Genomic DNA, 12,726 nt, shown 5'->3' on the forward strand with positions numbered 1-12,726 from the left:
TTATTGTTTTATTTTAAATATTTTTTATCAACAACCATCTCATGGTTTAATTTTCAATCAATTCAAGATGATTAATATTTAAACTTCTTAGTCATAATATACTAAAAACCCCTCCAGATAATAGCTAAATAATAGAAATAATCAATGATCAAATCAAAACAAAACAAAGTTTCTTAAGCCATTTTTTTCTAAGATTAAAATATAGAATTAAATGCTATAAAAAATACCCTTATCACTGATAATAAGGGCATTTTCACATTGTTATGGTCAACACTGAACAATTAATTGGCAAGCAGCATCTTTATATCTTCTAATAATTTCCCATTCTCAACATTAACCCTGAATACGCTAAAGTGATCCCAAGTCGGATCAGTTCTGTAATCAATTTTGGTGGTTAAAGCACGTGCTTGTGCCACCAAAGTATTTGTTGCCTGAGGTAATACGATATTGTCACTGCCCCCTTGATAAATAATAATCGGAGTTTTAACCACAGTTTGCAGTGGCTGAGAATCCTTTGCCAGAAATTGCTTTATGATTGGATCATTTTTAAAGCCTTCCTGTTTACGCGAAGAATAACCTTTTAGACTATTTCTATTATTTGCAAGTGCATATTCTGTTACTGGTCCTTCCATAAATGCAGAACCCAACTCAAAAAGACAAAGCTTTTCTGCTTGCTCAGCAGCAAATTTATCAGTCGGTGACTTAAATATTTTACTGTATACAGGCTCGGTCGGATAAAGACTTTTCATCCCCGCAGCCATATAAGACGTTAGCGTATCCAAGATACCATAGCCGAGTGCTTGAGTGAATGACATATCCTCCATCTCCGCTATAGCCATTTCTGACAACTCCTCAATCAATCTTAGATTGTTTGCAGGCGCGGTGGCAACTGCCCCTCTATAATCCATATTGGCACGCGCTGCATACTGTGCCGTAGCTAATGCCGCATGACCACCTTGCGAGTGCCCCAAAACAGCCCATTTATTGGAGGCTTTATTGCCTAACCAACTTTTGGTTGCGACTACAGCATCCGTAACCGAATAGGCAGCACTTTTTACATGCAAAAATGGATGCATCTCGTTACCACTAGGCTCACCCAGACCTTCATAATCGGGGGCAACCACCACATAGCCTGCTTTAACAAAGCTCTCAATCATATTATAAGTAGACTTATCTACACCTAAAATCGAGGTCGTAATTAATAGATTTTTACTTGGTGCACAATCGTCAGCAACACCCGCTGTGCCATGTGCCCAAGCCACAATTGGCCAACCGCCAATAGGCGGTGCAGCTTTTGGAGTAAACACTAACGCAGTTGCTTGAGTTTCTTTCCCTGTGATGCCCTTCATTTTATAAGTCATCACCACACTCTCAGCTGCATTCGGTGGAAGAGTATTATCTTTAATAACATAGGGTTTTGGAGTATTTACCACTGGATTTTGAATCTTGTTTACATCTGCATTTACATTAGAAGTTGTGGATGGATTATCCCCCTTATCGTCACTACCACCACAGGCAGTTAGAAATAAACTAGATCCAACCAACATTACTAAGAGTAAATTTAATTTCATTTGATTTATCCTTGCATTTAATAATTTTTATGACTTCAGTGCCAACAAATTCAGTTTGCCAACGCTGATCAATTGATTGTCTTATGTGCAATGGATATCTATTTTACCAGCACACCACACCGCACAATCCTTAAGAAAATCTGCATTATATTTATACTGAAAATATAAATTTGCAAATAAAATTAAACATTTAAAAGATTAAAACCATCTTCTACTTAATTGTTTTAAAAATATTTAATTCACAAAAATATTACAGTAATTATATAAGCTTATATTTACCATTTTCTTATTTTAAGATGTTATTCTGCTCACAAAATTCTAAAATAATGTGAATTAAGATTATTTTAAAAATTTATTTTTGTTCATTTAACTGTAAATAAATTCTTATCAATGTGTGTTTTTATTATTTAATTTTCAACCAATTTTAGATGATTCATATCTAGTATTTTTAGTTAATACATATCTAAAACCAATCCTGATGATTGGCTAAATCAAAAGCCATGGCTAATTTCGATAGGAATAATCAATGACTCAATCAAAAGAATTTCTTAATTCATCTTTTTTCTAAACTTAAAATATAGGGTTAAACGATTTAAAAAATGCCCTTATTATCAGTAATAAGGGCATTTTTACATTGCTACAATTAAGTATTGAACACTCACAAAATTAATCAGCAAGTAGGGCTTTTATATCTTTTAACAAGTTTCCATTTTGAACATGGGTCGCATGTATATTGACGTGCCTCCAAGTCGGATCAGTTCGGTACTCAATTTTGGTGTTTAAAGCACGTGCCTTCTCCACTAAAGCATCGGTTGCCTGTGGGTATACGATAGTATCCGCTCCCCCTTGATAAATAATAATTGGCGTTTTTACTTGCGTTTGTAGTGGTTGTGAATCCTTATCTAGAAATTGCCTTACAATCGGATTATTTTTGTAATCCTCTTTTTTACGCCGTGAAAAGTTGACTAGACGACCAAACAGCCCTTCAGTCATATTTGTCCGGTCAGTAAAAGCCAACACGACCCCTGCAAGACAACGTTCTTCTGCTCGTGCAGCCGGAGTATGATAGGGGTTGTTAAATATGTTGGTATAAACAGGCTCGTCTGGATAAAGACTTTTCATCCCCGCAGCCATAAAAGAGGTTAAGGCATCTAGCGCCGGATAGCCCATCATTTGCTCAGCTCTAGTTTTATTCGCCAAATTCGTTTCTGTTAGGTTTTCAATCATTTCTAAGTTATTTGCTGGAGCCAAAGCAACAGCACCCTTATAGTCCATATTGGCACGCGCTGCATATTCTGCTGCGCCCAATGCGGCATGCCCCCCTTGCGAGACGCCAGCAACAGCCCATTTATTAGATACTTTGTTGCCTAACCAGCTTTTAGTTGCTACCACAGCATCGGTAATTGAATAGGCTGCACTTTTTAAATGCAAAAACGGATGCATTTCCAGACCGCCTGGCTCACCCAAACCTTCATAATCGGGTGCGACCACAACATAGCCTTCTTTAACAAAGCTATCGATCATATCATGAGTAGATCGATCTTGGCCTAGAATGGTAGTGGTGATTAATTTCATTCGACTCGGTGCACATTGGTCAATAACACCTGTTGTACCATGTCCCCAAGCCACGATTGGCCAGCCGCCAGCTGGCGGTGCAGTTTTAGGCGTAAACACCAATGCGGTTGCCAGAGTTTCTGTTCCTTTGATGCCCTTCATTTTATAAGTCATCACTACACTGTCTGCAGCATTTGGTGGATTTTCTGCTGCGGTCTGATATGCGCTTGGTGTGCCCACCACTGGGTCTTGAATATTGTTGACATCTACATTTGGCTTATCTTCAGGTGGTTTTTCATCGCCTGGCTTTTCGTCACCCGGTTTTTCGTCACCCGGTTTTTCGTCACCTGGTTTTTCATCACCTGGTTTTTCGTCAGGTGGAATTACATCACCGGGCTTTTCTACAATGGGTTTTCCATCATTTGAACCTGTGGAAGAATTATTACTGTTTCTATTGCTATCACAGGCACTCAGCAATAGACCAGATCCAATCAACATTATTGAGAGTAAATTTAATTTCATTTGATTCATCCTTGCATATAATAATTTTTATGACTTCAGTGCCAACAAATTCAATTTGCCAACTCTAATTAATGAAGCGCCAGCCACAGGCATAATGAATGTTTATTTTTTTTGCTTACATCACATTGTGCAATTTTTAAGCTGCGCTTCATTATAATTATGCGAGAAATAATATTTAAGCAAGTGGAATTTAATATTTTAAAATTTTAAATTATTTTTAAAATCAATATATTGATATTAAATTCACTGAAATATTGTTGTATTTATAGAATCTCATATTTATTTATTATTTACCCCAAGTGTTATATATCGCATATATTCTGCAAATACTGTGAATTAGGGAGGTGATACAAATATATGTTTGATTTTTTATTTTAAATAAATTCTTATCAACAATCATCGTATAGTTTAAGTTTCAATCAATTCAAGATGATTAATATTTAAACATTGCAGTCACAATATACTAAAAAACAGTTCAGATAATAGCTAAACGATAGAAATAATCAATAACCAAATCAAAACAACGTTTCTTAAGCCATCTTTTTCTAAACTTAAAATATAGTGTTTAACGCTATAATAAACACCCTTATCACTGATAATAAGGGCATTTAAAATTGTTATGGTCAACATTGAACAATTAATTGGCAAGCAAGGTTTTTATATCTGTTAACAGCTGGCCATTTGCTACATTAGCAGCGTATATACTAAAGTGATCCCAAGTCGGATCAGTTCTATAATCAATCTTTGTAGTTAAAGCACGGGCTTGTGCCACCAAGGCATCCGTTGCCTGTGGTATTACAACATTGTCGCTGCCCCCCTGATAAATAATAATCGGGGTTTTAATCAGACTTTGTAGCGGTTGTGAATCCTTTTCCAAAAATTGCTTTACGATTGGATCATTTTTAAAGCCTTCCTGTTTACGCGAAGAATAACCTTTAAGACGCCCTTCATTCTTACTCATATATGCACCTACCTCCCCCAAAAATTGAAAACCCAAGGGGACAAGACAAAGCTTTTCTGCTTGCTCAGCAGTTTTATCAATTGGTGACTTAAATATTTTACTGTATACAGGCTCAGTCGGATAAAGGCTTTTCATCCCCGCCGCCATATAGGACGTTAAGGTATCTAAAACGATATAACCGAATGTTTTAGCGAATGTCCCATCCTCCATGTTCATCAAAGCCATCTCCGACAGTTCCTCAATCAATTTTAGATTATTTGCGGGTGCCAGTGCGACTGCTCCTTTATAATCCATATTGGCACGCGCTGCATATTGTGCTGCACCCAATGCTGCATGACCGCCTTGTGAGTGCCCCGCAACAGCCCACTTATTAGATGCTTTATTGCCTAACCAACTTTTGGTTGCCACCACCGCATCTGTAATCGAATAGGCTTCACTTTTTAAATTTAAAAATGGATGCATCTCCTGCTTACTCGGTTCACCTAGACCTTCATAATCTGGTGCAACCACCACATAGCCTTCTTTAACCAAACTATCGACCATGTTATAGATAGACCTATCTTGTGCACCTAAAAATGAAGTCGTAATTAATTCCTTTGTACTCGGCGCACAATCGTCAGCAACACCTACAGCACCATGTGCCCAAGCCACAATCGGCCAACCACCAGCAGGAGGCGTAGTTTTAGGGGTAAATACCAATGCGGTTGCCTGAGTTTCTGTTCCTTTGATGCCTTGCATTTTATAGGTCATCACCACACTCTCAGCTGCATTTTCTGGACGATTTTTTGGGGAATTTGGCATATATGGTTGGGGGGTATTTACCACTGGATTTTGAATTTTGTTTACATCTACATTGACATTTGGGCTTGTGGATGGAGTATCGCTCTTGTCATCACCACCACAGGCAGTCAAAAATAGAAAGGATCCAGCCAATATGACTGAAAGTAAATTTAATTTCATTTTATTCATCCTTGCATATAATATTTTTTAGTATTTTGAATGAATATTTGATAACAAATTGAATTAACTTAAATCGTCCAAAAGAACTAATTTATTAAAAATTTTTAATAGACTCCTTTCATAAATCACTTTTTACTCAGTTCTAAATTATAAATACCTGCAATCAAATTGAACCTTAAGCCAAGTCTTTCCCCTTTATTTCGATAACACTCTACAAAGATTTTGAAAGTCTTTAATGTACAAAACACATGCTCAATGCCCTTATTCTTTTATCAATTATATGTTTTTAGCAAAGGATCTAATTCACCGCATTTTTTAGTTTTGGACGGTAAAAGCTTAGTGGTATATATAACAGAGATCCCTTGATAACCTTTATCTGCAAGAATGAATGAATTTGTTGGGAATAAATGCAGATTATGGCTGAAAATCTTAAATTTTGCAGAATGAATATTAAACAAAAAGATGAGCGTTTTTTGATTTATGAAAGAGGTTTAATAACCAGACCAAAAAACTATGTTCTTAAAAATTGTTTTCTAAAATTTCAACATGCTTCAAATCCATATAAAAAAGCCTCCTATTTTTCATAATAGGGGCTTTTAGGTTGATCTATGTTTTAAAAAAAGACTTATAAAAGAAGCCACTTGTAAGGACTAAACACACTCAAAATTTAATTAGCAAGCAAGGTCTTAATATCTTCTAGCAGTTGTCCATTATCAACATTGGCCGTAAATGAACCAGTGTGATCCCAACTTGAATTGGTTCTATAATCAATTTTGGTGGTTAAAGCTCGTGCCTGTGCCACCAAGGCATCAGTCGCCTGTGGTAATACAACAGTGTCTTTACCGCCCTGATAAATAATAATCGGCGTTTTAACGAGTGTTTGTAAGGGCTGTGAATCTGTACCCAAAAATTGTCTTACGATTGGATCATTCTTATAGCCCTCTTTTTTACGCGGATAATCTTTAAGACTCCCGTTCTTAATATTATAAACAGTCATCGGTAGTGCAAAAGCAGCCCCCATTCCTGCAAGACATTCTCTTTCTGCTTTCTCAGCAATTTTATCAGTAGGTGTTTTAAATATAATACTGTATACAGCCTCAGTTGGATTTACCGCCTTTATACCCGCTGCCATATAAGCCGTTAAAGTATCGAGTGCAGCATAACCGCCGATCTGAATTAACCCATCTGCATCCGCTAAAGCCATTTCCGACAGGTTTTCGATCAATTCCAGATTATTTGCCGGTGCCATTGCAACTGCACCCTTATAATCCATATTGGCACGGGCTGCATACTGCGCTGCACCTAATGCTGCATGACCGCCTTGCGAGATTCCAGCAACCGCCCATTTATTGGATGCTTTATTACCCAACCAACTTTTGGTTGCCACCACCGCATCTGTAATCGAATAAGCTTCACTTTTTAAATTTAAAAACGGATGGATCTCCTTCTCGCTCGGTTCACCCATACCCTCATAATCTGGCGCAACCACCACATAACCTGCCTTAACAAAGTCATCAACCATTTTTTGAGTATGCACATCGGCTATAGGCACAAATAATTTATTTTTACTCGGTGCACACTTGTCAGCAACACCAGTCGTTCCATGTGCCCAAGCCACAATTGGCCAACCTCCAGCAGGCGGTGCAGTCTTAGGGGTAAAGACCAATGCGGTTGCCTGAGTTTCTTGTCCTGTGATGCCTTTCATTTTATAAGTCATCACCACACTCTCATCCGCATTGGGTGGAAGAACATCATTTTTAATATTATAAGGTACTGGTGTATTGACCACTGGATTTTGAATATTGTTCACATCTACATCTGAGCTTGTCGATAAATGATCACTATTGTCGTCATCACCACCACATGCAGTTAGAAATAGCGTAGATCCAGTCAATAACACTGAAAGTAATTTTAATTTCATATAATTCTTCCTTTTTATCATTTTTTCTATCAGTTCAGCAGGGTCAACCCATCGTTTGCCAGCGCTGATCCAATAGATCACTCATCTTAGTTTAATGTTTATGTTGTTATTACTTCATAATACCTGGCGATATTTAAGCTAGGCTTTATTACAATTAAGACATAAATATAAATTTAGCAAATGAGATTTAATCTTTAAAACATATTAAATTATCTCATCAATCCAACTTTTTTATTTATCAATCAACTGAATTTAATGTGGTTTTTATACACCAATCAGCATAAATTAATTTCATAACACTCAATTTTTAATATATTTTTCACAGTTTTAACGATGAATAGATTCTTATCAATGATTTATTTTATTATTTAAATTTCAATCAATTTTTAATCATTGGTTTTAAGTATTCTAAAGATAATTCACATTAAAAAACTGATTCTGCGTGTGATTTAAGCAAAAGCCTGTACTTATCTTAATTTTAGATGGGTTTCATTTGTATTTAGCGTCTAAAAAAGCTAGTTTAATAAGGCGCTCTTTCTTATCTATTTGTTGAGGAACAAAGGTATGCAAGCAATCATTCTAGATACTGAAACTCATACACTCAATGGATTGCCCATTGAAATTGCTTATGCACCGATTCAAATTCAAGAAGGGAAATTAAGCTTAGATCGGGAACAAATGTTCGATCAACTTTATAGTATTGGCAATGAAAAAATTTCCTTTGGCTCAATGGCAGTTCACCATATCTTAGAATCTGATCTTGTCGGGCAACCTAATTTTTCCAGCTTTGAACTTCCTCAGCACACCCAATATATCATTGGGCATAATATTGATTATGATATTCGCGCAATCCAACAATGTGGCGTAGATACTGCTCATATCAAAGCCATTTGTACGCTGGCACTTGCTCGTCTTGTTTGGCCTGATGCTGAAGCACACAATATATCAGCACTGATTTATATGATCAGTAAAGGTAGTGAGAAAGCACGTGAAATGTTAAAAGGTGCACATCGTGCGGATGCCGATATTATTTTAACTGCAAATATTCTCATGCATATTGTTTATCAACTCAAAATTCAAACCATTGAAGAATTATATGAAGCCTCAGAAGATGCGCGTATCCCGCGCAGTATTAACTTTGGTAAGCATCGTGGGACAGCGATTGCAGAATTACCCAAAGACTATGTGCAATGGTTGCTTCGTCAAGATGAGCTTGACCCTTATTTACGCAAAGCTTTAGAGAATGCAAACATCGTCACACTTTAAACTGATGATTTGTAACAATAAAGTCATATTAGTGTAATTTTCATTCTTTACTCTAGGGTCAATTTATTGGGGAATAATTTGACTCATGGATCACTATTTTAAAACTGATTTGGGAATTCAGACTTTAAAACACCGCTCAATTCAACTCACTGCTCGCCAAAGACAATTACTGCTTCTTATCGGCACAGATGATTTTAAAATTTTGAATAGTGCACTAAAGCAACGGCTTGCAACACCAGAACTTATTCAACAATTAGAAGAGCTTGGTCTAATTTTTCAGAATCAAATGAATGGTGCGCCTCAAGTTAAGTCAAAAATAACATCAGAATCGTCCAAGATTGAACAATCAAATCAGCGCACCCCTTCAAATCTGACAATTGAAATTGGCTTTAAACCGTCGCCTAAAGCAGTTGAAAATCCAGCAATTATTAGCAATACACAGCTCAGTCAAAATACAAAATCAGCAGATCCAAACCCCATCCAGCAAAGTTTTAGCACGGTCACACCTAGACAAGTAGCGCATGCCGAAATTACGCCTGAACTGAATTATATAAATTTTGATGACATCAAATACAAAATGTCTACCCTGCTACAAACGCATTGCGGCTTGATGACCAAACAATTGGTCATGCAAATACAGCAGGCAAAATCAATTCGAGATATTAAATTTTGCCAAATGCAGTGGATTACCGCACTTCAAGAAAGTCGAATTTCCCCTCAAGAATTAAACCAAACCATGCAACAAATTAATTATTCACTCCAACATTTACAATCATCTTAAAGCAACCCTAAGTATTTATTTCAATTCACCCCCTTAGAATGACAAATTAAGTGTTTTTAGCGTCATTCTAAGTCTTTTTATTAAAGGTTATTTTTGATTTATTCTAGAATATTAAAATCTTAAAGCCAAATAAGCTACCACCAATAAATCAAAGTTTTATGTATATTGAGATGATTTATTGGGACAGTATTATCCCGGCTTTGCAATTTTAGATGGGAGTAATACAGATCAATTTTTAAGCCAACTTAAGCGTATTCCCATACATTCATATCTCTTTACAAAATCACATTGTCTGTTTTACGAGCATTCTGTAGAATCATGAGCACGCCAATGATTTAAAACAATTAGACAATTATGACTCAATATCTTACAAAATCGACCAACCAAACAGCTTTAGAACTTTCAAATTTTTATCCAACGTTTGAACAATGTTTAAATGCTGTATCCAATATTAAATATCAAAAAGATTTACGTATCAAAAGCGATCCTATTTCATCTCAACATATTTTGGTTGAAAGCTATTCTCGAGGAACACTTCAAGATAAGTTTAAAATTGAAAAAAATGCAATTGAGCATGCAAACAAAAACCGTTTGGCCTTATATCATCTTGTTGCTGTCACACTCGATCATTTTAAAGCTGCTTAATATTCACACAACCTTTTAAACTGATTAAAAATAAAACGTGTTGGGCTTTTCACCCAACACGTTTTTTAATTGATGATAACAATTAGCTGACTTGTTCAATTACACGATAAATACTGTCACTTTCTTTGCTTTCAAAAAGCAACTCTATACTTGGTAAGATCTTCTCGCCATCAACAACGATATGATCAATTTTTTGGAACAATGATAAATTATCTGTGTCTTCATGCTCTTGCAGCTTATTTAACCAAGCCATCGCATTCAGCTCATTACTATATTGATCCTTGACCCTTACTGTAATCATTTCAGTCATTTTTCTGTCCTCTTTTTTATATACTGTTTTCTTATAGCATGCGCCAAAATAAAAATTAGCTTAAAGTTGTTAGATTTTATGGCAATGTTAAAAATTAGCTACATTACTATTTTTTTTATTTATAAAATAGAGAGTTACTTTGAATACTTTGTGTAAATACAGCTTCAATCAATTATTTCATGACGTTTCAAAAAATCAGAAAAAGAAAAGCTCGCATTTCTGCGAGCTTTTTATGTTGGAAAGCTAGTGCTTATTTTTTATTTGAACTGGAGTCACAAATTCAATAAGCCGTCATTGATCTGTCCAACTACTTCGTAGCGTCTTATCGACCTACTGTAGTTTTAATATAGTCAGATGCGCTTTGATCTGCAAGATGTAGTAACATTATTGAACGATATCACAGCAATTTTGAAATTGAATATTTTTTTAATTGGTAGATAATAGATAAGTTTGATTGACTATAATTTAATATCTATCAACCTGAAAAAATCTAAATAACACTAAACAAAAACTAGCCAGTAAAAATTATTTTATAAAAAAACGTATAAACCTACCACGCTAGATTACCTATTACATTGATTATCATTAAGATTTATATATCATTAAATCTCTTTTCATAAATCAAAAGCGATCATGTTGAGTGAATTATATTGGTATTGATAGCCCCCCTTTCCCACTATTTATCTAAACACATTTTCTCGATTTCACTTTTATTGCTGTAATTCAAGCGGTTTTTAAAACACCTACAATATTGTCTAGACTGCGTGTACTTTAAATTTTCAGGAATATGTATACCGAAACATTCCGTCTCAATATGTCCTTTTTGTGATAAAGGAAGCTCTGCTTTACTGAGCAAAATACCAAGACCAAATGCAATAAGCATGGCAAAAAAGATTAAACCTTTATAATGGATGATTTGCTTGACCATGAGTGGCTAAATTTATAGAACATGATGAAGCTAATCCTAGCTTAAACTTTCCTGTTTTTTTATTTATTTTTAAAAACAATTGAATAACAAATAAGGGAGTTAACATGCGCTGATCTTTTAAAGCAAAATAAATATACAGGTCTATCAGCTAAAATTTTTCAACAGCTTATGCAAATTTTGAGCGCGACTCATTTTATTCTATATGATTGCTTAAAAACTTTAATCATCAAACAAATATAGCACATGGAATAATCATGAAAAATAGAAGCAATGATCATTTTCATTTTAACGTATTATTTTTATTCTCTAAAAGCACTAGAAATATCAAATAAATCTTACGGCTCAGTAAAGTATTTATAAATAGAGAAAATTGATCTCTATTTATTTTTTGCTATGGGTAATTTAGTTGAATATTCAGTATCATGCTTATCTAAATATTCGCGAATTAATTGACGAACAACTTGAGATGGCTTTAAATCCTGACGATTACATAATTCTTCAAAAGCTTGTTTTTTATTTGGATCAATCAAAATTGTTAATCTTGCTGTTTTATTTTCCATACCATATTTCCTTAAATTTGTTAGCTATAGAATTGTAATAATATTTACAAGATTTTCAATGAATTTTTTTATCTCACAATAATCTTAGCTTAATGCATGACTTTGAGTTTAAATTATTTATTTTGTTTAATCCCTGATTTTATCAATAAATCTATTATAAATTATGGTGAATATTTTTTGAATATTTTGATTTTATAATCAAAAATCACCCAACAGGCTATCACAACAGCACTGATGCAATAGCCAAAACATTGATGCTTATGAGAAATCTAATTCTTTTTCAAAAACTCTGAGTTCGTGTCGTGCCATCGCTAAATTAGATTTTTGGCGATCTAATACTAGATATAAAAATAAGCTACTGTTTTTATCCAGTGGCCTCAATAAGTGATACTGCTTTCCTAATGTAATTAAAATATCATCAATCGTGTCGCGTAATTTTAACGCTTCTGCCGTTTTCATTTTCGCTTTTAAAACCTCCGTATTTCCAGCGGCAGCAAGTTCCAAATCAATTCCTGTTCCATATGAAGCCAATGATAAGCCACTTGTACTATCAACAAGTGCTGCAGCAGTGAATCCGTCAATTTCTGATAAAGGTGTTAAGTCAATTTTAGCCATTTATATATGCCTTTTATTAAGTAGGGATAATATGAGTCGCTTTTAAAACATCCTCATGTTTAAAAAGTATCATAAAATTATAATATAATATTATTTTATGATAATAATTTGTAACTTTTTTTAATTTAAACA

The 12,726-nt window shown here is 34.8% G+C and carries 10 protein-coding genes and 1 pseudogene; 3 read left to right on the forward strand and 8 right to left on the reverse strand.

Annotation, left to right across the window (positions count from 1 at the left end; genetic code table 11):
- Window positions 1-281: 281 nt before the first annotated feature.
- The 5 genes and pseudogenes from GJV03_RS20255 to GJV03_RS20270 all read right to left on the reverse strand — a co-directional run bounded on the left by GJV03_RS20255 (window position 282) and on the right by GJV03_RS20270 (window position 7,489).
- Entirely contained in the window at window positions 282-1,571 is a 1,290-nt protein-coding gene (locus GJV03_RS20255) for an alpha/beta fold hydrolase (protein ID WP_154130974.1), read from the reverse strand.
- Window positions 1,572-2,237: 666 nt separating this feature from the next.
- A complete protein-coding gene (locus tag GJV03_RS20260; RefSeq protein ID WP_154130975.1) occupies window positions 2,238-3,647 on the reverse strand; it encodes a lipase family protein in 1,410 nt (469 codons plus the stop codon).
- Window positions 3,648-4,284: 637 nt separating this feature from the next.
- A complete protein-coding gene (locus GJV03_RS20265) occupies window positions 4,285-5,568 on the reverse strand; it encodes an alpha/beta hydrolase (RefSeq protein WP_154130976.1) in 1,284 nt (427 codons plus the stop codon).
- A 125-nt stretch (window positions 5,569-5,693) separates the two neighbouring features.
- Window positions 5,694-5,804, reverse strand: a pseudogene (locus tag GJV03_RS21850) (IS5/IS1182 family transposase); the annotation flags it as partial.
- Between the two features lie 431 nt (window positions 5,805-6,235).
- The gene (locus GJV03_RS20270) at window positions 6,236-7,489 is read right to left on the reverse strand and encodes a lipase family protein (protein ID WP_105714516.1); all 1,254 of its coding nucleotides are present in this window, start codon (window positions 7,487-7,489) and stop codon (window positions 6,236-6,238) included.
- 564 nt (window positions 7,490-8,053) lie between these two features.
- Here GJV03_RS20270 and GJV03_RS20275 point away from each other — a divergent pair.
- The 3 genes from GJV03_RS20275 (at window position 8,054) to GJV03_RS20285 (ending at window position 10,181) form a co-directional block, all read left to right on the forward strand.
- The gene (locus GJV03_RS20275; protein WP_004721962.1) at window positions 8,054-8,755 is read left to right on the forward strand and encodes a DUF3820 family protein; all 702 of its coding nucleotides are present in this window, start codon (window positions 8,054-8,056) and stop codon (window positions 8,753-8,755) included.
- A gap of 85 nt (window positions 8,756-8,840) precedes the next feature.
- Window positions 8,841-9,536 (forward strand): hypothetical protein, encoded by a 696-nt coding sequence (locus tag GJV03_RS20280; RefSeq protein WP_151957987.1) that lies wholly within the window; start codon window positions 8,841-8,843, stop codon window positions 9,534-9,536.
- A gap of 354 nt (window positions 9,537-9,890) precedes the next feature.
- Window positions 9,891-10,181, forward strand: a complete 291-nt coding sequence (locus GJV03_RS20285; protein ID WP_004721964.1) for a hypothetical protein — start codon at window positions 9,891-9,893, stop codon at window positions 10,179-10,181.
- Window positions 10,182-10,263: 82 nt separating this feature from the next.
- On the opposite strand, the gene GJV03_RS20290 is transcribed toward GJV03_RS20285, so the two are convergent.
- From GJV03_RS20290 to GJV03_RS20305, 3 genes are all read right to left on the reverse strand, one after another.
- On the reverse strand, window positions 10,264-10,491 hold the full coding sequence (locus GJV03_RS20290; RefSeq protein WP_004721965.1) for a hypothetical protein: 228 nt from the start codon (window positions 10,489-10,491) through the stop codon (window positions 10,264-10,266).
- 1,305 nt (window positions 10,492-11,796) lie between these two features.
- Window positions 11,797-11,979, reverse strand: a complete 183-nt coding sequence (locus tag GJV03_RS20300; protein ID WP_004721967.1) for a ribbon-helix-helix domain-containing protein — start codon at window positions 11,977-11,979, stop codon at window positions 11,797-11,799.
- Window positions 11,980-12,237: 258 nt separating this feature from the next.
- The gene (locus tag GJV03_RS20305; protein ID WP_004721968.1) at window positions 12,238-12,594 is read right to left on the reverse strand and encodes a hypothetical protein; all 357 of its coding nucleotides are present in this window, start codon (window positions 12,592-12,594) and stop codon (window positions 12,238-12,240) included.
- Between the last annotated feature and the right edge of the window lie 132 nt (window positions 12,595-12,726).

Origin of the sequence: Acinetobacter sp. RIT698, from assembly GCF_009668065.1 — a bacterium.
GTDB lineage: Bacteria > Pseudomonadota > Gammaproteobacteria > Pseudomonadales > Moraxellaceae > Acinetobacter > Acinetobacter guillouiae.

What these genes read in the sequence shown, in the direction of transcription:
- GJV03_RS20260 (WP_154130975.1), bottom strand. Translation starts at nt 3,647, where the DNA reads ATGAAATTAAATTTACTCTCAATAATGTTGATTGGATCTGGTCTATTG.
- GJV03_RS20255 (WP_154130974.1), bottom strand. Translation starts at nt 1,571, where the DNA reads ATGAAATTAAATTTACTCTTAGTAATGTTGGTTGGATCTAGTTTATTT.
- GJV03_RS20270 (WP_105714516.1), bottom strand. Translation starts at nt 7,489, where the DNA reads ATGAAATTAAAATTACTTTCAGTGTTATTGACTGGATCTACGCTATTT.
- GJV03_RS20300 (WP_004721967.1), bottom strand. Translation starts at nt 11,979, where the DNA reads ATGGAAAATAAAACAGCAAGATTAACAATTTTGATTGATCCAAATAAA.
- GJV03_RS20285 (WP_004721964.1), top strand. Translation starts at nt 9,891, where the DNA reads ATGACTCAATATCTTACAAAATCGACCAACCAAACAGCTTTAGAACTT.
- GJV03_RS20265 (WP_154130976.1), bottom strand. Translation starts at nt 5,568, where the DNA reads ATGAAATTAAATTTACTTTCAGTCATATTGGCTGGATCCTTTCTATTT.
- GJV03_RS20305 (WP_004721968.1), bottom strand. Translation starts at nt 12,594, where the DNA reads ATGGCTAAAATTGACTTAACACCTTTATCAGAAATTGACGGATTCACT.
- GJV03_RS20290 (WP_004721965.1), bottom strand. Translation starts at nt 10,491, where the DNA reads ATGACTGAAATGATTACAGTAAGGGTCAAGGATCAATATAGTAATGAG.
- GJV03_RS20275 (WP_004721962.1), top strand. Translation starts at nt 8,054, where the DNA reads ATGCAAGCAATCATTCTAGATACTGAAACTCATACACTCAATGGATTG.
- GJV03_RS20280 (WP_151957987.1), top strand. Translation starts at nt 8,841, where the DNA reads ATGGATCACTATTTTAAAACTGATTTGGGAATTCAGACTTTAAAACAC.